Source organism: Microbulbifer elongatus, assembly GCF_020524885.1.
In the GTDB taxonomy this organism is placed as follows: Bacteria; Pseudomonadota; Gammaproteobacteria; order Pseudomonadales; family Cellvibrionaceae; genus Microbulbifer; species Microbulbifer elongatus_A.
The window spans coordinates 1,713,926-1,736,860 of record NZ_JAIVKJ010000001.1; the positions used below are offsets into that span (position 1 = coordinate 1,713,926).

14 protein-coding genes are annotated in these 22,935 nt (G+C 55.0%); 4 read left to right on the plus strand and 10 right to left on the minus strand.

Features of this window, described 5'->3' with window-relative positions:
- Nucleotide 1: 1 nt before the first annotated feature.
- From gspE to LC059_RS07305, 5 genes are all read right to left on the minus strand, one after another.
- Nucleotides 2-1,480 (minus strand): type II secretion system ATPase GspE, encoded by a 1,479-nt coding sequence (gene gspE / locus LC059_RS07285; protein ID WP_226703142.1) that lies wholly within the window; start codon nucleotides 1,478-1,480, stop codon nucleotides 2-4.
- Nucleotides 1,480-3,444 carry a type II secretion system secretin GspD gene (gene gspD, locus LC059_RS07290; protein ID WP_226703143.1) on the minus strand — a complete coding sequence of 655 codons (1,965 nt, stop codon included), beginning with the start codon at nucleotides 3,442-3,444 and terminating at the stop codon, nucleotides 1,480-1,482. Before gspD ends, gspE begins: the two co-directional genes overlap by 1 nt.
- Before the next feature lie 95 nt (nucleotides 3,445-3,539).
- Nucleotides 3,540-4,223 (minus strand): type II secretion system protein N, encoded by a 684-nt coding sequence (locus LC059_RS07295; RefSeq protein ID WP_226703144.1) that lies wholly within the window; start codon nucleotides 4,221-4,223, stop codon nucleotides 3,540-3,542.
- Nucleotides 4,224-4,438: 215 nt separating this feature from the next.
- A complete protein-coding gene (locus tag LC059_RS07300) occupies nucleotides 4,439-5,368 on the minus strand; it encodes an FAD-binding protein (protein WP_226703145.1) in 930 nt (309 codons plus the stop codon).
- The gene (locus LC059_RS07305) at nucleotides 5,368-6,117 is read right to left on the minus strand and encodes an electron transfer flavoprotein subunit beta/FixA family protein (protein WP_226703146.1); all 750 of its coding nucleotides are present in this window, start codon (nucleotides 6,115-6,117) and stop codon (nucleotides 5,368-5,370) included. Before LC059_RS07305 ends, LC059_RS07300 begins: the two co-directional genes overlap by 1 nt.
- A gap of 463 nt (nucleotides 6,118-6,580) precedes the next feature.
- Here LC059_RS07305 and LC059_RS07310 point away from each other — a divergent pair, with 463 nt between their 5' ends.
- Nucleotides 6,581-8,203, plus strand: coding sequence for an electron transfer flavoprotein-ubiquinone oxidoreductase (locus LC059_RS07310; RefSeq protein ID WP_226703198.1), 1,623 nt, complete (start codon nucleotides 6,581-6,583; stop codon nucleotides 8,201-8,203).
- A 168-nt stretch (nucleotides 8,204-8,371) separates the two neighbouring features.
- Here the strand turns inward: LC059_RS07310 and LC059_RS07315 are convergent, their stop codons facing one another.
- The 4 genes from LC059_RS07315 to LC059_RS07330 form a co-directional block, all read right to left on the minus strand.
- Nucleotides 8,372-11,095: a TonB-dependent receptor domain-containing protein gene (locus LC059_RS07315; RefSeq protein ID WP_226703147.1), complete on the minus strand. Its 2,724-nt coding sequence runs from the start codon at nucleotides 11,093-11,095 to the stop codon at nucleotides 8,372-8,374.
- A 110-nt stretch (nucleotides 11,096-11,205) separates the two neighbouring features.
- Complete coding sequence (locus tag LC059_RS07320; RefSeq protein WP_226703148.1) at nucleotides 11,206-12,867, minus strand: serine/threonine protein kinase; 1,662 nt, start codon at nucleotides 12,865-12,867, stop codon at nucleotides 11,206-11,208.
- Nucleotides 12,868-13,159: 292 nt separating this feature from the next.
- A complete protein-coding gene (locus LC059_RS07325) occupies nucleotides 13,160-13,714 on the minus strand; it encodes a DUF1285 domain-containing protein (RefSeq protein WP_226703149.1) in 555 nt (184 codons plus the stop codon).
- Nucleotides 13,707-14,405 carry a TetR/AcrR family transcriptional regulator gene (locus LC059_RS07330; RefSeq protein WP_226703150.1) on the minus strand — a complete coding sequence of 233 codons (699 nt, stop codon included), beginning with the start codon at nucleotides 14,403-14,405 and terminating at the stop codon, nucleotides 13,707-13,709. Before LC059_RS07330 ends, LC059_RS07325 begins: the two co-directional genes overlap by 8 nt.
- 474 nt (nucleotides 14,406-14,879) lie before the next feature.
- Between LC059_RS07330 and LC059_RS07335 the strand changes: the two genes are divergently transcribed.
- The 3 genes from LC059_RS07335 to LC059_RS07345 all read left to right on the plus strand — a co-directional run bounded on the left by LC059_RS07335 (nucleotide 14,880) and on the right by LC059_RS07345 (nucleotide 22,412).
- Nucleotides 14,880-17,417 carry a M9 family metallopeptidase gene (locus LC059_RS07335; RefSeq protein WP_226703151.1) on the plus strand — a complete coding sequence of 846 codons (2,538 nt, stop codon included), beginning with the start codon at nucleotides 14,880-14,882 and terminating at the stop codon, nucleotides 17,415-17,417.
- Between the two features lie 146 nt (nucleotides 17,418-17,563).
- On the plus strand, nucleotides 17,564-19,342 hold the full coding sequence (locus tag LC059_RS07340) for a collagenase (RefSeq protein WP_226703152.1): 1,779 nt from the start codon (nucleotides 17,564-17,566) through the stop codon (nucleotides 19,340-19,342).
- A gap of 229 nt (nucleotides 19,343-19,571) precedes the next feature.
- Entirely contained in the window at nucleotides 19,572-22,412 is a 2,841-nt protein-coding gene (locus LC059_RS07345; protein ID WP_226703153.1) for a TonB-dependent receptor plug domain-containing protein, read from the plus strand.
- A 223-nt stretch (nucleotides 22,413-22,635) separates the two neighbouring features.
- Here LC059_RS07345 and LC059_RS07350 read toward each other — a convergent pair whose 3' ends face one another.
- A complete protein-coding gene (locus tag LC059_RS07350; RefSeq protein WP_226703154.1) occupies nucleotides 22,636-22,803 on the minus strand; it encodes a hypothetical protein in 168 nt (55 codons plus the stop codon).
- Nucleotides 22,804-22,935: the final 132 nt, after the last annotated feature.

The following is a 22,935-nucleotide window of genomic DNA, read 5'->3' on the forward strand; positions in this document are numbered from 1 at the left end:
CTCATGACTCCTGGGTTACACGAAGTACTTCTTCCAAGGAAGTGATACCGGCGAGCACCTTGGCTACACCATCGTCACGGATACTGGGGCCCAGTGTGCGGGCTTCCTGAACCAGCGCATTTTCCGATGCGCGGTCGTGAATCATCTGGCGTAGCTTCTCATTCACTGGCACCAACTCGTAGATGCCGACACGCCCGAGATAGCCGCTGTGATTACACTTCTCGCAGCCACCTGGCTGATAGATCGTTGCGCCTTCGCTTTCTTCAATGCCAAGCATTTTGCATTCAAAGCTGTCCACCGCATGGGGCTGGCGACAATCCGGACACAACACACGCACCAGCCGTTGCGCCAGCACGCCGATAACACTGGAAGACAGAAGGAAAGGCTCGATACCCATATCCACCAGCCGGGTAACGGCGCCGAGGGCAGTATTGGTGTGGAGGGTTGAAAGCACCAGGTGCCCCGTCAAACTCGCCTGAATGGCGATCTGCATGGTTTCCAGGTCACGGATCTCGCCCACCATCACCACATCCGGATCCTGACGAAGAATGGCGCGCAGACCGCGAGCAAAGGTCATGTCCGCCTTGGTATTGACCTGGGTCTGGCCGACACCTTCCAGGTTGTACTCCACCGGGTCTTCCACGGTGAGGATGTTCTTCTCACGGTGATTGATACTCGCGAGGCCGGCGTACAGGGTGGTGGTTTTACCGGAGCCCGTTGGCCCCGTCACCAGCAGGATACCGTGGGGGCGAGACAGCAGGTCCATCATGACCTCGAGATCCCGCTCCGCCATACCCAGGTGGCGCATATCCATTTTGCCCGCCTGCTTGTCCAGCAGACGCATAACCACCCGCTCGCCGGCGGACGATGGCATGGTGGAAACCCGCACATCTACCTCACGACCACCCATCAACAGGGAAATTCGGCCGTCCTGGGGAATCCGCTTCTCGGCAATATCCAGCTTCGCCATTACCTTGATACGGGACACCAGCAGCGGCGCCAGTGCACGCCGCGGTTGCAGTACTTCGCGCAGCACACCATCCACCCGGAAGCGGACCACCAGGCGTTTTTCGAATGTCTCGATATGGATATCCGAGGCACCCTGCTTGAGCGACTCGGCAAAAATGGCATTAATGAGTTTGACGATAGGCGCATCGTCTTCCTGTTCGAGCAGGTCTTCGGTTTCCGGCAGGGAGTCGGCCACGGCAGCGAGATCCAGATCGTCACCCAAGCCTTCCACATCGGAAAGGTTGCCGCCTTCCCGGTTCTCATACTGACGCTGTAGCGCCTCCTGGAAGACCTCCTGCTCTACCGCTGCGACCCCCAGAGGGGCGTCGCTGAGCCGCTGCACTTCCGCCAGCACCGTGGGGTTCAAGGGGGCGACGTACTGGCATACCGGAGTACCATCCACCTCAGCCAACAGCACCTGGTGGCGCTTGGCAAACGCGTAAGGTAAACGTTTGACCGCGAGATCCGTCATCACTTGACGTCCTCGGGCTCCATCGGAAGCTGTTCCTCTTCCGTTTCGTAGCTGGCTGCCGGCGGCAACAGGTCTGGCAGTGTTTCACCCCGGTTCCAATCCCAGATACGGCTGGTGTTGTCGCGCAGGTGCAGCTGCTTTTCCTGCATATCGCGATAGCGCTTACGGGTTTCTTCGTAACCGGCAATCTGATTGCTCAGGATACGCGGGCGCAGGAATACCATGAGATTGGTCTTGTCCACATCTTTCTTGGAGTTGCGGAACAGGCGGCCTATCCCGGGAATGTCACCCAGCAACGGCACCTTGTCATTGATTTCAGTGACCTTGTCTTCGATCAACCCCCCCAGCACCAGAATCGCACCGTCATCAATCAGCACCTTGGTGCGAATCTCCCGCTTGCTGGTCACGATGTCTGCCGCCTGCCCGGTAACCGGAAGCACGTTCTCGACTTTCTGCTCAATTTCCAGGGTTACGGAATTGTTGTTGTTTACACGCGGGGTGACCTTCAGCGTAGTACCGACGTCCTGACGCTGAATGGTGGTGAAGGGGTCGTTGTTGCTGCCGGACAGCAGCTGCTCACCGGTAATGAACGGCACGTTCTGGCCGACCAGGATTTCGGCTTCCTCGTTGTCCAGCGCCATGATGGTGGGCGTGGACAGAATGTTGGCGTTGTTCTCACTCGCCATTGCGTTGACTGCCACCCGCACATCGGTGCCACTCAGGAAACCCAAGTTCAAACCCGAGCGCGCCAGGTTCGCGGGCGACAGCGAAAATGGGTTTACTTCGGAAAGCACATTGCCGTCGTCGTCGATAATGGGATTTTGCGCAAAGTCATTTTCGAAGCCGGCGAACACATCGTCGTCATTGCCAGCGATCCACTTCACGCCCAGGTTATTGCCGGTGCCCTCAGTTACCTCAACGATGATCGCCTCGATCAGAACCTGCGCACGGCGCACATCCAGTTTGGCAATCACCCCTTTCATAGTTTCCAGCAGGGAGGGCGGCGCAGTAAGAACAAGCGCGTTCAGCTCTTCGTTGACCTGGATGCTGACTTCGACATCGGCCACCTGCTGATCTTTTTCGGTTTTCTGGATGCTGCCACTCATCCCCTCAAGGATGGGCTTCAGATCGGCAGCGCTGGCGTATTGCACATACACCACCGCGGTATTGCCCTCGCCGGCCAAAGGCTGGTCGAGACGCTCGATTACCTTCTTCAGCTGTTGGCGTGTAACCGGGTCACCGGTGAGAAGGATACTGTTTGAGCGCTCATCTACCGCGATGCGCAAAGGCTGAACGTCGTTGCCGGCCTGCTTGCCACCGCCCTGCAACAGTTCATTGATAACCTGCTTAACCTCTTTTGCAGACGCAAACGCGAGCGGTACCAGCTCAATGTCGATGGCACCAGCCCGGTCGAGTTGCCTGATAAGGCGCACGATCTGATCGATGTTGGCGGCGCGATCCGCCACGATTAACGTATTGGTATCAGCGTAAGCGGCCAGATGACCAGTTTGAGGGATAAGGGGGCGCAGCATTGCGATTAGCTGTGCAGCGGAAATGTTCTCAACCCTAACGGTGCGCACTACCAGTGCTTCGCCGGGCGCGCGGGTCTGGTCGTCGATGACCGGGATCGCCTGCTGCTTGGCAAGCGCATCCGGCACCACTTTCCAGGCATCGCCCTGCTCCACCAGGCTGAAACCGTTAACCTGAAGCACCGACATAAAAACGTCAAAGGCCTGCTGATGGGTCATGGGGTCGCCGGCAACCACAGTGACCTTTCCCTTGACGTTCGGGTGCACAATGATGTTTTTGCCAGTGAAATCCGCCGCCCAGTTGATCAGGTCTCGGATATCGGCGTTATCCAGTGAAAGAGTAACCCTCTCCGGGGAAGACTGAGCCAGCACCGAAAACGACAACAAAATACCCAGGGCGGCTGCGACCAGCCGTCGGTGAAACACGCTCATCATTATTTATTTGGCTCTAATTCTTTTGTGGTCTGCAAATAGTTGGTCTTGTAAACACACCCTTCCCCAAGGTGCGCGGCGCGCCTCAAACCGCCCTCTTAGCGTTGATTCGCGCCCTGGCGCTGACGCGCCATTTCCCGTAGTTGTTCCAGGCGCTCCCGGATCGACTGCTGCTTGTCCGTCCGGTCAGACGACGAATTGGCACCGATCACCTCGGCCGCCTGACGCGCGTAATTCGCATATTGCTTGGGGACGCTGGGACGCCCATCGGCATCCGGGTAGGTCAGCTTTTCCATCTGACCGTTGCGTCGTAGGATAATATGATCAACCTCGACGGAATAGACCTCGGCGCCACCCGGAAGTGACTCACCAACGAAAATACGCTCCGCCGGCTTCCCCCGCTCCGCCACCAGGGCACTGGCGTGACCATTGACGCTACTGCTTAGCACGCCGGAAAGTACCAGATTCAACTGGGTGATCGGAATATTCGCAAGATCGAGCTCTGGCTCCGCCTCAGTTTTCACTGGGGCCACACCGAAAAAGGCCGTGGAAGGCAGGGACACATTCTGACTGGAGGCCGCAACGCTGCGGGTACTGCGGTCTGCGAGAAGCCCGCCATCTGATTCGGCAGGCATAGCCAGGTGTCCATACGCCATAACATTGACCGCCAACCAGCTACCAACCACCAGCGTGGTTGCCAGAAGGCTGTGCTTCGCAGCTTTACCACCTGACGTGGCCGGCCCCTGCAGAGCCGTTGATAGAGTGCGCTTTACCAATGACATGATGGAATCCCGTCTCGGCTGTACCACAGCCAGCTTGGTTCTACTTATTGGACGCCTATTCTCGGGGCTTGCACCAAGAAAGGCAATGTTGCCGGCCCGAGCGATCAAAAAATGATCAAACCAAGTCAGTAGCCGGAATGCTCAGTCCAATTCTTTCGCCAATAAAAAAGGCGGCTTGCGCCGCCTCTTTCTGATGTCAGTATATTACCCAAACGTTACAGTTTTGCTTCAAGCTCGGGCACTGCATCAAACAGGTCTGCGACCAGACCATAATCCGCAACGGAGAAGATCGGCGCCTCTTCATCCTTGTTGATCGCCACGATCACCTTGGAATCTTTCATACCCGCAAGGTGCTGGATCGCGCCAGAAATGCCAACAGCGATATACAGATCCGGGGCCACGATCTTACCGGTCTGGCCGACCTGCATATCGTTTGGCACAAAGCCCGCATCGACCGCAGCGCGCGAAGCACCAACAGCTGCACCCAGCTTGTCAGCAACCTTGTTGAGCATTTCGAAGTTTTCGCCGTTCTGCATACCGCGGCCACCAGAAATGACCACGCGAGCGGCAGTGAGTTCCGGACGATCGGACTCGGCCAACTCCTCACCGACGAACTTGGAAACCGCCGCATCGTCGACGATATCGACAGTCTCAACCGCAGCGCTGCCGCCTTCCGCCGCAACCGGATCAAATGCAGTGGTACGCACAGACGCAACTTTGATGGCGTCGGAGCTCTGTACGGTGGCAATCACGTTACCGGCATAAATCGGGCGCTTAAAGGTGTCCGGGCTTTCCACCGCAATAATGTCGGAAATCGGCTGCACATCCAGCAGTGCCGCAGCACGTGGAAGCATGTTTTTACCGGTCGTGGTCGCCGGGGCCATAATATGACTGTAGTTCTTGCCCAGATCTCCCACCAACTTGGCGACATTTTCGGCAAGCTGGTGTTCGTAGGCAGCATTGTCCGCTACCAGCACTTTGCTAACGCCTTCGACTTTTGCCGCGGCTTCAGCAACAGCGCCACAGCCACTGCCGGCTACCAGTACGTCGATATCGCCACCAACAGCCTTGGCTGCAGCAATGGTATTGAGGGTAGCGCCTTTCAGTTCGGCGTTATCGTGCTCTGCAATTACAAGAATGCTCATCAGATTACTTTCGCCTCGTTTTTCAGCTTTTCGACCAGTTCCGCAACGTCACCCACTTTGATGCCTGCCTGGCGCTCGGCCGGCGGCTCAACTTTCAGGGTCTTGGTACGCGGGGCGATGTCCACACCCAGCTCATCCGGGTTGGTCACATCCAGAGGCTTTTTCTTGGCCTTCATGATGTTTGGCAGGGAAGCGTAACGGGGCTCATTCAGACGCAGGTCGGTGGTAACCACCGCCGGCAGCTGAAGCTCAACGGTTTGCAGACCGCCGTCGATTTCACGGGTAACCTTGACGGAACCTTCTTCAACGTTGACCTCAGAAGCAAAAGTACCCTGCCCCATGCCAGTCAGTGCGGCCAGCATCTGGCCGGTCTGGTTGTTATCGCCATCGATGGACTGCTTGCCCAGGATAACCAGCTGAGGCTCTTCCTTTTCTACGATGGCCTTCAGGCACTTGGCGACCGCCAGCGGCTGAAGCTCTGCGTCGGTCTCGACCTGGATACCGCGGTCAGCGCCGAGCGCCAGCGCGGTGCGAATCTGTTCCTGGCACTGCTTGGGGCCCATGGATACAGCGACGATCTCGCTGACCACACCCTTTTCTTTCAGGCGTACCGCTTCTTCTACGGCGATTTCACAGAAGGGGTTGATGGACATCTTGACATTGGCAATGTCCACATCAGAACCATCCGCCTTTGGGCGGACCTTCACGTTGTAATCGACAACGCGTTTCACAGCTACAAGAACTTTCATGAAAATCCCGTCTCAGTAGTCTACTTGGAAGTTGCTGCCCTATCGCCCTCTAGGCTCCGGCGCAACATGGGTAACTCGGGCAGGCTCCCGGCCGAGTACTGCGGCGGCACTGCCGTACCCGCCCCAGATAAGTGAGGCGAGTGATTTAAGGCAACTGCGAGCCAGCCACAAGTTCAAACAGTTGTTTGAGCGGCGTGTATGTTGGCCCTTTCATCAGGCAAAATCAATAGTTGAATAGTAAGCCTAGCAGCCATTCACAAGATCAATTTCAGGCCATAAATACGCGCTATTTCCTGTTAAAAATCTGGCAAAATACACAGCTTGGCCAGCAGAAATGAAGACTTCCGCAATTGGTTCAGTCACGCAATGCCCGATATAATCCGCCAATCTATAGGTGGCCTGCCATAATTCGGCCGGTGAATAATTAAACATATATGAGGAGAGACCTGTGGAACGCGAGTCAATGGAGTACGACGTAGTCATCGTCGGCGCGGGCCCTGCCGGACTTGCCGCTGCGATCAAGCTGCGCCAGATCAATGAAGACATTTCCGTTTGTGTAGTAGAGAAAGGGTCAGAAGTCGGCGCGCACATTCTCTCCGGCGCTGTATTCGAACCCACTGCACTGAACGAGCTTTTCCCAGACTGGAAAGAGCGCGGCGCCCCGCTACAAACAGCGGTAGAAGGCGATGACATCTATGTACTGCGCGGCCCGGAAAGTTCTATCAAGGTCCCCAATATGCTGGTGCCCAGCACCATGCATAACGAAGGCAACTACATCATTAGCCTCGGCAACCTGTGCCGCTGGCTCGCCGAACAAGCCGAAGCACTGGGCGTAGAAATCTTCCCGGGCTTTGCCGCTGCCGAAGTCCTGTATAACGATGACGGTTCCGTAAAAGGTATCGCCACTGGCGATATGGGCGTGGGCATGAACGGCGAACAAAAAGACAGCTACATGCAAGGCATGGAGCTGCACGCCAAATACACCCTGTTTGCCGAAGGCTGTCGCGGCCATCTGGGCAAGCAGCTGATCGCCAAGTTTGGACTGGACGCCGACCGCGACCCGCAACACTACGGCATCGGCATTAAAGAAATCTGGAAGATCGACAGCACCAAGCACAAGCAGGGCCTGGTCGTTCACACCGCTGGCTGGCCGCTGGATGAATCCGGCTCTGCGGGCGGCGGCTTCCTTTACCACCTGGAAGACGATCAGGTGGTCGTCGGCCTGATTACCGATCTCGCTTACAGCAACCCCCACGTCAGCCCGTTCGACGAGTTCCAGCGCTACAAGCACCACCCAGTGATCAAGCAATATCTCGAGGGCGGCCAGCGGGTGGCCTACGGCGCGCGCGCCATCGTCAAAGGCGGTCTGCAGTCCCAGCCAAAGATGACCTTCGCCGGTGGCATGCTGGTCGGCGACGACGCCGGCACCCTGAACTTCGCCAAGATCAAGGGCAACCACACTGCCATGAAGTCCGGCATGCTCGCGGCGGAATCTGTCGCCGAGGCACTGGCGGCCGAGCGTACCAGTGACGAGCTCACCGACTACAGCGAACGCTACAAGAACAGCTGGGCGTGGAAAGAATTGCACATGCAGCGCAACTTCGGCCCCGCCCAACATAAATGGGGCAACATCATCGGCTCCGCGTATGCCTTTATCGACATCAACCTGTTCAAAGGCAAGCTGCCCTGGACCTTGAGCGACAGCAAGGCAGACCATGCGCAGCTGAAGCCGGCGGCAGACTGCAAAAAGATCAACTATCCGAAGCCCGACGGCGTACTGAGCTTCGACAAACTTTCCTCGGTGTTCATCTCCAACACCAACCACGAGGAAGATCAGCCCTGTCACCTGACCCTCAAGGACAGTGACATTCCGCTGAACCACAACCTGCCAATCTACGATGAGCCCGCACAGCGCTACTGTCCTGCCGGTGTTTACGAAGTGATTGACGAGGGTGACAGCAAGCGCTTCCAGATCAACGCACAGAACTGTGTGCACTGTAAGACCTGCGACATCAAGGACCCAACCCAGAATATCGTCTGGGTGACGCCCGAAGGTGGCGGCGGCCCCAATTACCCGAACATGTAAGCGGGCACCAGTCAGTTTTCAAGGGCACCTAAGGTGCCCTTTTTTTGTTTCGCGGGTTCCACAACGAAAAAACCGGACACTGTTCCCAGTGCCCGGCTGATCAAGCAATCCTTGTTGGCTTATTACTTATACAACTTCCAGGTTGCTTCGGTTTCTTTTTGCGAAACGTCAGAACTTGTACTGAGCGCTCAGCGCGAAGGACTGACCCGGCTTCTCTTCAAACACGATCACATCGGCGCGCTCAATCTCAATCGCCTCATCCAACAAGTTCTGCATCTTGGCTTTAATGGTAATTTCCTCGGTCGGGTACCAGGAATACGTCAGATCCAGAGAGTGGAATGGGAGCTCGTACGCATCTGGCGCACCATTGCGGCCGGCAAGGTACAGGCGATCACCGAAGACGTTGTAGCCAAGAGTCGCTGAATGCGCCCCATCCGGGGAGTCAAAACCAACCAGCATGTTCACGACATACTCAGAGGCGCCAGACATATCACGCACCGGGTTAGTTGGCGCATCCGCTTCAGTGCCCGCTACCAGTTCAGTCTCCTGAAAGGTCAGGTTGCTCTGCACAAAGAAGCTGTCCATGAACTCACCCATGAAACCGAGCCCCTTCAGCGCTTCGATTTCAATACCGGTAATCTCACCGGATTCCGCATTAATAATTTCGCGGGCAGTGTTGGTATCACTGGAGGCCAGCTCGAAAAATTCGATCGGATCCATGATGTCCTTGTAGTACGCCGACACAGTCAGGCTGTCCCCACTGTCAAAGTACCATTCACCGCGAACATCGAAATTGGTGATTTCAGACGGGCGTGCGTTGGGGTTACCCTTGATCTGCTCATCCGTAATCGGATCGATATAGATTGCGTCAGTAATCTCACGCAGGTCCGGACGCACAGCGGTTTTACTCGCACCGAAACGCAGCTGGAAAGTTTCCGCCCACAAAGACCCCATGTAGGTCAGGGACAGAGACGGGTAAACCGCGTCATCCGTGTAGGTCGCGTCCATCAGCTCGTCGGCATCGGTGGTAATTTGCGGATCATCCAGAGTATATCCGTAGGGGTTCCAATCCAGTGCGACCTGGTTGTACTCCTCCCAACGGGCACCGGCAGACATACGCCAGGTCTCATTCAGGGTCCAGTCCACCTTACCGAAAGCCGCATCGGTCAGCGTTGCTGCAATGTAGCTCTGGTTGTTTGCGCCAGCGCGGTCGAACACATAGTTGTTGTCCGGATTAGCTACCTGTTCATCACCGAATACTTCATCCAGGCTTCCACCCAGGCTGCCGGCGTCAACCACAGACAGAGCCCCGAGTCGGAATTCAGTCTGCTTGTAGGTACGTGCCTTTTCTGTGCGCGCAAAACCGCCACTTAGCTCGAGTGTAGAGCTTGAGAACTCAAGCGGAAGTGTAGAACTCCAACCGTAATTGATTACCTGGTCTTCAAGCTCGGTAAAACGGAAGCCGGAGCTGTTAACGCCAGTGCTTACGCTGGACGCAAGGGTTTCGCCCTGCGCATTGGTCACGGTATCAGCGTTAACTGTCACCTCATTCGGAATATCGGTCTGCGCGGTAGCGTCAGAGTAGAACCAGTCAATGGTCAGCTCTTCGGGCGCCCAGTTCAGCAGACCACCCGGAATCAGTGCTTTGGTGGCAGGACCAACGGAATGGCTACCCTTGGCCTGGTTCACCAGCAGGTCACGTTCTTCGTATTTAATCGTGTACTCACGGAAGCCGCGGCCATCGGACACCTGACGGTTTTCGTTGAAGAAATCGCGCACAGAGGTATCGTCATCGGTGTTGCGCAAATACAGGCTGGTCAGGAAGACTTCCTGTTCATCCGCAAAACGAATCCCAACGTTTACGTTACCGCTCAAGTCGACAGAATACGTAGAGGTATTTTCAATATCCACGACCTCTTCCGGCAAGCCGTAAGAGCGCTTGGTCGTTTCCTCTTCACGCCAGCGGTTTTTGTAGGATCCGCCAGCCAGGAAACCAATCTCCCAGTCATCACTGATGTAAAAGCGGTTACCCACGCTGCCTTTTACATCCATGTCAGGGTTACTGGAGTCCTCTTCAATCGCAATATCACGATTGAGGTTCAGGGCCAGCTCGCGGTTCAGCTGTTGTGCTGCTGCGATTGCTTCAGAAGCGGACCCATACTCATTCCCTTCCTGCTCCAGGACTTTGCGAATATCCTGAACACCAAGACGGCCCTTGAAACGCTGCAGCGCTTGCTGGAGCTCCACAGGCAGCGCGCGGGTGCCATCATCTGTACCGAAGTTGTCGTCGCCACCGCCGCTGTAGGACAGTACGTCACCGTCCGTTTCGGAGTTCATACCGCTGCCAATCTCGATGGAGTATGTCAGCGCGTCGGGGATACCCTTGGTACGAATATTTACGTTACCGCCACCAAAGGTGGCCGCCTGATCGGCGGAATAGGACTTCTGTACCGCGAGGGAGTCCACGACAGAAGTCGGGAAAATATCCAGCGGAATTACGTTTCGGGTCAGATCCGGTGATGGCACGGTAGCGCCATTCAAGGTAGTGCTGGAATAGCGCTCACCAAGGCCGCGCACATAGACAAACTTATCGCTGACCAGCGACAAACCAGACACACGGCGCAGTGCCGCGGCAACGGTGGAGTCCCCTACCCGGCCAATCATTTCGGAACCGAGGAAATCGGTTACCACTTCCTCTTCCAGACGCTCGCTGACCAGCATTTCTGCAGAGTCCTTCAGGCGCCCTTGAACCATGACTTCTTCAAGCTGCTGAGCCTGTGGGCCAGCAATAGTATCCATTTCTACCTGCGCAAATGCGTTAGGAGCAATGACTGAGGCCGTGGCGATAGCCAATACCAGCGGCGCTCTCTGAAACTTTTCGTTCTTTTTCATTCCCCAGGCCTCTTATCGTTCCTGAACTCAAAATCAAACAGGGCGCCGGCTCCAGGTTGTGAAGGCGGCGCCCTTCAGGTCAGAAGTCAAACCCCTGACCAGTCAAGCACTTACTGCTGTTCAAACCACAGCGGCTGAGCGCGGCTGCCGTCGTGAAGACCGTAGGTCCAACCAACAGTCCAGTCAGTGTCACCCGCGCTCAGGGCACCCAGGTAAGCGCGTTCGATCGAGGAAATCCCCACTGCCGCGTCATTCACCATCATGCTGGCAGTGTCGATAGAGAACACAGACAGTGGGCCTTCGAGCAGCTGCAGGCCGGTGTCGACAGCAGCTGTTGGGTTCAGGGCAGCATCAGCCGGAACATTGGCGAAAAGGTTTCCGTTGGCAGTAGCCCAGGTTTCCAGATCATCTGCACCGATCGGACCACCCTTGGTCTTGTCAGCACAAGCGAAGATGTTGGAAGTAATGGCGGCTTCGGTGCCCGCCTCCAGAGCAGCGATAGTTTCAGCGCTTTCAACACGCAGACAGTAGTTGCTGCCTTCCGCACCGTTTTCGTCTGCTGCGAAAGAACCGATAACCATGGAGTTAGTGATCATCGGGAAGATACCTTCCCTAAAGCGCCAGCCAGCGCCCGGGTCGTGAGTACCTTCAGACTGGGCAGAGATGATGCAGGTCAAGCCATCAATTACCGGGCGACTGTTCAGGCCGGCATCGATCAGCGCAGTGTAATCGTTAGTGTCTTTATAGGAGCCAATACCGTCTGATTCGATACAGTGGTTACCATCGGTTTCACTCTGGATTACCAGGGCGTTAGTAATGGAGCCGCTCCAACCTTCGTCGATGTCAATGGAGTCATCACGAACGTACATGGCCAGATAGTTTTCGAAACTGACTGCACCACCGAACATTTCGATGCCGTCGTCGTAAGTTGAGTAAACCTGGAGATTCTTAACGATGGTGCCAGCTCCTACAGAGCTGAAAGTAATACCGTTCAGTTCATCGCCGTTAGCAACTTCCGCACCGGTATGCTTAACGCGAACATATTCCAGGTGACCGGAGCTATCGTCATTGTTGTCACCACCGTAATTGGACTGATCTTTGCCAGCCGCGCCTTCAGCCAGCACGTGACACTCTGAGGTTTTCATTTCAGCGTCGTAGGCACACTTGTTGGTGATACCGAAGCCGTTGATAACCATACCGCCCCACTGCTGAACGTCTTCAGGACCTACGGTACCTTCTACGTCAGACAGGGAAGTGAAAGTGATCGGGTCTTGAGCGGTGCCTACAGCGTTCAGCTGAGAACCACGGTTTACAACCATGAACTTGGTGCTGTTAGGGAACGCAACCGTTGCGCCGGCCTGTACAGTCAGTTTCGCACCGTCACCACCCTCAGCGATGCCAGCAGCACCCATAGTGGTGTCGTCGTCGTAGTTGTTGCCTACGAACAGGCTGCCTTCAAAAATGTGAGAGCCACCGTTATCCAGCTTGGAGATCACCAGGTCAACAGTCAGCGGGTTACCGGAGTCAACGAATGCAGCGTTGTATGTACAGTTTCCAGTAGCAGAGTCGAACGCACCCTGCTTAACGGAACCGGCTTTTTCGTAGGAAGCACAAGGGTTGTTGGTGCTGCCCCCGTTACCACCGTCGGTGCCGCCGTTGTTTACGGAATTGTCATTATTTTCCGGAGCAATGTTGATACCACCGCTGTCACAACCAGCCAGTACCGCAGAAATCGCCGCCGCCAGTAGCAGCTTGTTGGATGCAAGTTTCATGGATCCCCCTAACAAGGATAAAGTGAATTAATCCGTGAGTAATTTTTTTAAGGCCAAAGCAATTTGGACGAGGGGGACTATAGGAACGGACTGTTGCGAAAATGTTACGAATAAAAGTCGCAGAGATGAAAACGAGAAAATTGATTCAAAAATAGAGAAGCGTGAAGTTTTTATTGCTTTTTTGTTTCGGCAATATTTCTTCTGCGCTGCAAATATATTGCTGTAATATTTCTGCGGGTTATTTTATAGGCAGATAGAATCGAGGTGGGATTACATCGGGTTACGTGGGCTCTTAATATTCGCCCAAAAGAAACTCTTCACCATTACTTTTAAGCCACATCTGGCACAGGCGAGCAGGAGGCTCTTGGGGCGGGCGTGGTTCAGCCCAGTCGATCAGTTGATAATAAACATCGCGGGACATGCGGCCATCCAAACCGTCACGCACTTCTATATAGGGTATCGGTTGCGGCGGGTCGCCAAAGGGCCGCAGCACCAGCGGGTGGGTGCTGTCGAGGGGAATTACATCACCGGTATTGGTGGTGAAAAGAATCTGGTCACCCTCACGGGCAGCCTGGGTGATCAGGAATGGAACATCTTCCACGCGAATTCGCCACTTCTCCACTGGGGTAACCAGGTAATAGTGGCGACCTTCCCGCTTGAGGATACTGGCAAACAGGTTTACCAGTGGCTGGCGCTTGATCTCGGTCCCTTCATGGATCCAGTGGCCATCGGCCTGAATCACCAGGTCCATGTCACCACAAAGGTCAGGATTCCATTTGGCCACCGGCGGGTGGCCACGGAATTCCTGCTGCAACTGCTCGAGTTGCTTGAAAAGCGGCTCAGCCAAAGCTGCTACCCGGGGTGGAGGATGGCGTCTGAGGCTGTTCGCCAACCGATGAGGGGCCTGTGGCTCGGCGGCCTGACATGTCACCGATATGCACACCCACATCCATGATGAACTCCATCAAACCTTCACGATCTTCGATGACATCGGCGAAGGACTTCGAGTGGTACAGCTCAACCGCCCCCTGCACCAGTGCCCAGTATGTGGAGTAGTAGTAATAGGCCGGCACCTTTTTAAGTACGCCCTGCTCCATACGACGTTCGAATACCCGGTTCAGGGCAGAAGCGTTGGAGTTTCTCAAGGCGTGTAGTTCGGCAATCATTTCCGGCGCCAAATTCAGCGCAATAATCTTTTCTTCCAGGCGCTGGAACAGGCGGTCGCGCGCTGGATCCGCCATGCGCGACTCAAAATAGGCCCGCGCTGGCGCGGTGATATCGCCCTGCTCTGCGGTGGCCACAGCACTCTTCAGGCGCTCGGTGAGGGACTTCTCGTAGTCCATCAGCAGGCGCATGTAGATTTCGGTTTTCGAGATGAAGTGCTTGTAGATGGTACCTTTACCGATATCTACCCGCTCAGCGATCTGCTCCACGGTGACCTTTTCTTCACCGTGCTCCAGGAGGAGCTCCAGTGCCGCATCCAGGATACGCTGCTCCCGCGCGCGAAAACGCTGAACCTTCTCTTTTGCCTTATCCATACTTCCGACCCTAGCTGTCCGTGAATTTGTAGACTGAAATTGACTATCCATTCATGAATGATAGGCAATTCACCCGGATTGGAAAAGGAATTCCCGACCCTTACAAGGGACGCTGCGCCTAAATAACAACCAAATAGGCGACAAATCGTCCGGTATGTGCGTGATTCTTCAAGAAGCCCCGGCCAAACGCCTTCCTTAGTTAGCCCACGGGGCCAGCCCCGGCCCCTCCAGTGGGCCCTTCCTCCCACTCGTCGTATCCCGTCTGAGCATAGCCCATGTACACCTAGCGCTTATCGCGCCAAACAACGCCCAATCTGTGGATCATCACGCAAAAAATTTTGCGTCCGATGTTATGTTTTTGCACCCAATAAATAAATACAGAGAGGTGCTGAGTCTCTTTTGATGACATCCACAAGCGGTTGCCCCTTTTACAGCCGCTGAAATGAAACAACAACGAATAAAGAAAGATAGAACATGAAAAATAATCAAATACTACGTCCATTGCACAGCCTGATCACAGTGCTGGCTGCAACACTACTCGGGGCCTCAATGCAGGTATATGCCGCGCCCGCTCCCGCTAACCCTTCTATCAGTACCGCAAATGACACTAAGGTCATCGCACCGGTAGACCCCAGGTACAACCCTGAAGAACAGGTGCAGACATCTTCGCTCCAGCTGCAGACTTTCTCACTGATAACTGCTGAACTCACGTCTACCTGTGATGTAACCGGCTATGCCAACAACAGTGGCCAGGCACTGGTGGATCACATCCTGCAGTCGGAGGGCAGCTGTATCAATGACCTCTATGACGGTAACAACGACAGTTATGCGAGTTTTACCAATCAGAAAATGATCACTGTAGCCGACGCCGCTCGCCAGATGGCCACTGATTATTATGCTGCTGGTGGAGATTCCAGCATTAACAAGCTGTTCTATTTCCTGCGTACCGGCTACTACCTCGAGTACTACTATCCTGACAATGTGAGTTTTAACGGTAATGTACAGTCTGCCGTGGTCAGTGCGCTGGACGCATTCGTCGCCAACCCAGACTTCTACGCCTTATCGAGCAGCAATGGCAGTGCAACCGTCGACGCCATCGTTCTAATCGATAGTGCGGAAGAAAATGCCCGCTACCTGCCCGTCGTCAAGGAGTGGCTGCAGCGCTGGAACCCCCAGGCCGCGGCTGTTACCAGTCTGCGCGCGTCGGTCAACGGTATTTTCACAGTGCTGTTCCGCGGTCACTATTCCAGTGAATTTGTTACGGCCGCGGGGAGTGACACCCAGCTTATGCAACTATTGGGCAGCTTTGCCCGCTCTGACTGGATGCTGGATACCGATGCCCAGTTCATGCAGGAAAACGCCGCCCGTGAACTAACACGCTTCCTTCAACACTCCTCAAGCCCGGCCTACAGCACGGTGGTTGCGGAGACCCAGGGTATTCTCGATCAGTACAGTATGATGGGCACCGGCCGGGGTATCTGGATAGCGGCTGCAGGCAATGCGGACTATTACGGGGATTGCGCGGAGTTTGGTATCTGCGGATTCCAGGAAGAACTTAAGCAACAGATACTGGCCAACAACTACACCTGCAGCAGCACCCTGAAAATCCGCGCTCAGGATATGAACAGTGTTGAATTTGGAGATTCCTGCGACCAGCTGGCCGACCAGGAGACCTACTTCCACCAGTTGCTGAACACCAATTTCAACCCGGTTGCGGATGATCTCAACACCGACCTGGAAGTTGTGGTTTTCGATGATTGGGAAGAGTACAACAGCTACGCCCCGCTCTTCTTCGGGATCAATACCAATAATGGGGGAATGTACCTGGAGGGTAACCCCGAAGTGAAGGGTAATCAGGCACGCTTTATTGCCCACGAAGCAGACTGGCTGCGCCCGGACTTTGAGGTGTGGAACCTGACCCACGAATATGTGCATTACCTGGACGGGCGCTATAACCTCTATGGCAACTTTGCCGATGCGCGCACCGGAAGCCACAAAACCGTATGGTGGATTGAAGGCCTCGCCGAGTACATTTCCAAAAAGAACTACAACGATACCGCGATAGACATAGCGCGCACTGGCCAGTACAACCTGAGTGAAATCTTCGCCAACACGTACAACAGCGGGCAGGACCGGGTGTATCGCTGGGGCTACCTCGCGGTGCGCTTTATGTTCGAAAAACACCACAGCGAGGTTGTACAGATCCTGGCCTACCTGCGCGCAGGCAATTACGACGGCTACCTTAACTACATCGACAACATTGGCAGCACCTATGACAGTGAATGGCAAAGCTGGCTGCTGCAGGTTGAGAGCACAACCGACGATGGAGGCAATAATGGCGGCGGCGACAACGAGCCGGGCCCGATTGCCAATAATCAGGAAATTACCGGTATCTCCGTAGAGTCCGCCGGAGACGATACGCTCTACTACATCGATGTTCCTGCCACGGCGGACCGCCTCAGTGTTGCTATCAGTGGCGGCATTGGTGATGCGGACCTATATCTGCGTCGCGGCAGTGAACCAACCGATACCGAGTACCAGTGCCGCCCGTATATCGGTGGCAACATAGAAGTATGTGACGTGGAAAATCCACAGTCCGGCCGTTGGTATATTCGTCTCAAGGCTTATCAGGCCTTTTCAGGGGTTAACCTGCTTGCAAGTTACACCGAGGTGAGCACCCAAACCTGCAGCGGAACACCTGTTGATTACGGGAACCTGGAGCTCAATACGAGCACCTGTATTACTGACGGTAGTAGCATCAACTACTACTACACCTATATTCCCACTGGCACCAACACACTCACGGTTAATCTGTTTGGCGGAGATGGCAACGGGGACCTCTATGTGAATGATGCCACCTGGGCAACAGGAAACGACTACGACCAGCGTTCCGTCAACGGCGGTAACAATGAAAGTATCACCATCAATAACCCGGATAGCGGCTGGTACTACATCTCGGTACTTACCAGTGAAGGCTTCACAGGCGCCGGTATTGAGTTAATAGCCAACTAACCCTCCTCGATGTCCCGTCTAAATCGTATCCCGGCCGTGAGGCCGGGATCTTCACACCATTTCCGCTCGTTGAAAAATCAGCATTCCCACTATCCCGCAATCCCGCACTTTGTTATTGTGCACACAATAACAAAAAGGGGAGACCGATGCTGAAGCACCACATAACTTCACGACGTCGAACCGGACTTTGGTTCGCGTTCATAGTCGCACTGGCTGGATTTGTTTCCGGGTGTGAATCCAGGAACAAAAGTGCGCTGGCGTCACAGCTGGCCAACTCAGATGATGAACTTTGGGCCACAGGCCCCCTCCATCAGCCAGACAAGTTTGCGCAGGCACTCGAAGAACTCGACAGGCTATCGGCGGATACGACCGCCGACGTCCATACTCTCGACACACTGCTCTATTATCTCCGCGCCTACAGCTACTTCGGTCCCTTGAAACAAGTGGACGATCTGCAATGGTTTACACTGGATAAAATCCTCACCCAACTCCGACAACACCGCCTTTTTACCCAGCAAAATGATCAGAGTGCGCGTCTCCACGAACATTTTGTGGTGACTTTATACCGCTACTACAACCGTTCACCACTTACCGCGCGGCTTACACCGCATCTGGATACGGTGTATGGCATCCTTAACCGATACTCGAGCGAGCAGACTGTAGCCACACTGAGTACGCAGGCTCGCTACACACTGTGGGAGACCTATCGCGCAATCGGCTTTCTCGCCTACGAGGCGCGCAGCAAGACGTTGATCCAGCAGGCGCTGTTTGCAAATACCCCGTCCATCGAAATAATGATCCGCAATGCACAAGCCACACCGAATAACCCCGAAGCCGGGCTGTGGCAGTTGGAGCATGCACTTTGGGCCCTCGGCAACCTACAGGTAATCAACGAGAACGAGGAAAAGGTTTCTGAGGTAGATGAAACTGTCTGGCGGCTACTGTCGAAAGATCTTCCATTTCTGTCTGTTGAGGATCAGCGCCGACTCTATACCCGTCCCTACCTGGTAACGTCCTTTCGCGGCAAGAGTGCCTGCGACGAAGAATTCCAGGAGCGCTGCTATATCCCGCCAGAGGAAGAAGCTCTGCCCATCGAGCACAGCTGCTCGCCTTCATTGCTGATCCGAGCCAACAGTATCAGCGAACCAGCACTGACTGCCGCCTGCCAAACCCTGCTTGCACAGGAAGGTGACTTCCACCACAAGCTGCAAAGCCAGAACAAGCCCGTGGACCAGGACCACAATGACCAACTGGAAGTGGTTGTGTTCGACAACTACAGCCAGTACAACGAATATGCAGCCCTGCTGTTTGATATCAACACCAATAACGGCGGGATGTTCCTCGAGGGAGACCCCGGAGAAGCCGGAAACCAGGCTCGCTTTATCGCGTTTGAAGCCTTTTGGAGCAATCCAGACTTCAGCATATGGAACCTGGAGCACGAATACGTGCACTATCTGGATGGTCGCTTTAACAAATGGGGTGGCTTCGGGCATTTTCCCAGCCATATGGTGTGGTGGTCCGAGGGCCTTGCCAACTATATCGCCCAGGGCGACCATTACGAGAGCGCCGAGCGCGATCTGCACAAAACCCGTCCCTCGGATTACCCCACGTTGGGTGCTATTTTTGCCACCACTTATGACGACGGGGGCGCCCGGGTATACTCCTGGAGCTATCTGGCAGTCCGCTTCCTCTATCAGCAAGATCCGGACAGCCTTGCCACGCTGGCCGGATTCCTGCGCAACAACGATTTTGAAAACTATCGCCAACAACTCGACCAGTTTTCACAGCAATGGCAAGACGACTTCTTCACCTGGCTAACTGACATCACTCCCGCGGAAAGCAATACCCCCCGCGCAGGAGAAGCTGCCGCGAACTCTCTATCGATATCTCTACCGGGACTACCTGCAGCCCGCTGGCCTCCCTGAAACCACCATGCATCGCCATCACATCTGAGGCGGTTTCCGTCCCACTACCCGACACTATTTTCCCGAAATGCCCCGGAGCCTTCTTCACTCCGGGCCATTTCGTGTCACTCTCGCCACCCAAATAGCTATTGCGCACAAAGTCATTATTGTTTAGCCTTATTTTGCTCTTGCGTACAAAGTAACGCATAGGCGTGCAAAATTAAGGCATAACAATAAACGGGTATATACGATGCAGACATCCAGGAAGCTTCTGGCCATCGCCATTGCGGCCGCTGCCGGTCACAGTGGGCTCATTCACGCACAAGGCCAGGAAAGTACTCACGGAGACGCGAGCCTTCTCGAGGAGGTGGTGGTCACCGGTTCGCGCATCCAGCGCAGCACCTTTGACACGCCCTCCCCCACATCGGTGATCGACAAAGAATCCATCAAGATGACCGGTGAGCTGAACCTCAATGAAGTGCTCTCCACCATGCCGCAGTTCGGCGCGGGTTATGACTCCACCTCAGGTAGCTACTCATTCGGCAACTCGGGGTTGAACGCCCTGGATATGCGGGATATGGGCGTAGTCAGGACGCTTTCTCTGGTAAATGGCCACCGCCCGGTACAGATCACGACCGACAACAACACCATGGTGACCGAGATCGGCATGATCCCGAGCGAGTTGGTAGAGCGCGTTGAAGTACTGACCGGCGGCGCTTCCGCCGTGTACGGTGCAGATGCCGTGGCCGGTGTGGTCAACTTTATTCTAAAAGACAACTACGAGGGGATGTCTATCCGCTCGCAGCTGGGCACCTCCGAGGAAGGTGGCGGTGAGACCGGGGGCTTCACCTTCACCTTTGGCGAAAACTTTGCGGACACCCGCGGCAATGTTGCCTTTTCCCTCGATTATTTTGAGCAAAAGCCCCTGCTCTTCCGCGAGCGTGAGAGTGCAGCAGGACGAACCCGCTATATACCCAACCCCGAAAATACCGGCCCGGAAGATGGTATCCCGGATTTCATCATCCATAACAACATCACTTACCCCGACTTCAATATCTCCGGCAACACGTTTGGTATGTGGAATGGAGAAGAAGGCGGTCTCGACTGGTACGGTATTGAAGGCGACGACGTACGCCTGAGAACCCCCGCATCAGCTATTGCCCAGGGCTGGAAGGCAACAGACGGCAGCGGTTTTGACCCGAACGCCTACAATTTTGCCCGCAGTCCGTTCGAGCGCGTGAATGGCTACAGCCGTGTCACCTACGAGATTTCCGACAAAACTCGTGTCTCCGCGGATGTCATGTACTCCAATACCAAGTCTTTTGACGAAATCGATCCCGACTTTATCTGGGGCACCTGGGTTACACAGGAAGGCCTTGAAGCCAGCGGCATCAGTATCCCCGCTGCAGTACAACAGGTTCTCGCTGATTACGGGGACAACTGGCTCCAAGTTCCCTACACCTTCGCCAGTGCTGGCCCCCGCTGGCACAAGAATGACCGTGAATATCTGGCGATAAGCGCGACACTCGAGGGCGAATTTGCGAATGGCTGGAACTGGGACACCTACGTCAACGGCGGTTACACGGATACGGTCCTCACTCGTGGCAACAACCTGCGCGAAGACCGCATCGATACCAGCACCTTCACCCTGATCGGTCCCTGTGTCGAAGAAGGCAACTGCCCAGAGTTTTCCCCATTTACCGAGGCATCACAGGCAGTCAATGACTATGTCATGGCCAGCGACGAAACCAACACCAATGTGACCCAACACAGCTTCGCGGCAAACCTCACCGGTGACCTGTTCGAGCTACCTGCCGGTATGGTGAAATTTGGCTCGGGTTTCGAGTCACGTTACGAAAACCTCGACTACCAGCCGTCTGAGCTTTGGCAATCCGGCATTCTCAGCTCACAACAGACTCCTATCGATGACAAGAGCCGTACCGTACACGAGGTGTACAGCGAACTGCTCGTGCCTCTGCTCTCCGAGCAGCCACTGGTGCAGTCCCTGGATTTTGAGACCGCGGTGCGCGCAGCCGAATACTCTACAGAAGCAGCGAATTTCACCAGCTGGAAGGCCGGGCTCAACTGGGCACTTAACGACAGTGTGCGCTTCAGAAGCGTTTACTCCCTCGCAGTACGCGCTCCGCAGCTTGGTGAGATGTACCTGGGCACGAGCATTGGCTACAGCGACCTGACAGACCCCTGTGATTCCGATGAAATCGATGGCGGTCCGTCCGACGGGCGCCGCGCCGACAACTGCGCCGCACTGGGTATTGCGGAAGACTGGGATTCCAACCTGAAGGGACAGCGTGGCCGCGTAATTTCCGAGGGTAACGACGATCTTCGCGAAGAAGATGCAACCACCTTTACCGCAGGTTTTGTATTTACCCCCTCATTTGCAGAAGGCCTCAATGTCTCTATCGATTATTACGACATTGATCTCACCGACATGATCGTGCGCTTCGGTGCCAGCAATACACTCGCGCTGTGTGTCGATTCAGAGAGTATCAACAACGACTTCTGTACCCAGGTTACCCGCCTGGCTAACGGTGATGTCGATTCGGTGCGGGATACCTATATCAATGCCGACGGCGCCCGCCGTACCGGGGTCGATATCGAGGCCGACTACCAGTTTAGCCTGAACGACACCCTGGGACTTCCCGGTGACCTGCGGTTTAACCTGGTTGCGAACCGCCAGCTGGAAAGCTCTTACACCGAGACCAACAACCTGACAGGTGAACTGGAAACCACCGACTATGTGGGCCAGTTCGGTTCGCCTGAGTGGAAAGCGGATTTGACCACTACCTACTATGTCGATGACCTCACCCTGCGGCTGACAACCAAGTTCACCCAGGGTGGCGCGATTGACCTAGACGGCCGCAGGGAGCGTTACCAGAACAGCAGGATCGAAGACTCACTGTACTTCAATCTGTGGTCAGGGTATCAGGTCACTGAATCCACCCAGCTCTACCTTGGGCTGAATAACCTCACTAACGAGACCTGGACCAACCACCCATATACCTCTTATGGATCCGCGAACTATTCGCTGCTTGGGCGCTATCTCTATGCTGGTGCCAGCCTCAAGTTCTAAAACAGGTACCGTTATCGTCAGATACAACCTGTACTCACAGGACATTACCCCTGACGGGGATTAGTCGGAGAATGTTGGACCTCTCTGCTTGTGCGCCGCTTTGCGGCGCTTTTTTTTTGCCCAGGGAAAGTCCGGGGAACTACTATCTCCAAAGACTCTCAGGCAAAAAAATCCCGGCTTGTGGCCGGGATTTTTGCTTGTATTACGGGTAGCAGTACAAGGGTTAGAAGTCGTAGCGCGCTACCAGGCTGAAGTAACGGGCACGGCTTCTCATTTCAGTCAGGCCGTAGTCGGGGTTGGTAACCAAACCATTGGAGCCCTGCGTCGAGCGGATTTCATTGACGTCCAGCGCCGCATCGTCGTTCAGTGCATTGTAAATAGTCCCTTTCAACAGAAGGTCGCCTCCTAGTATCAACTTTGAACCGCGACAAAAGTAATTATTTCCCATAGTACATTTTCTCTGGTGTTCTGAAACCAAATCTTTTCCTGGGGCGGGTGTTTAGCTTTCTTGCAATTTCATCGC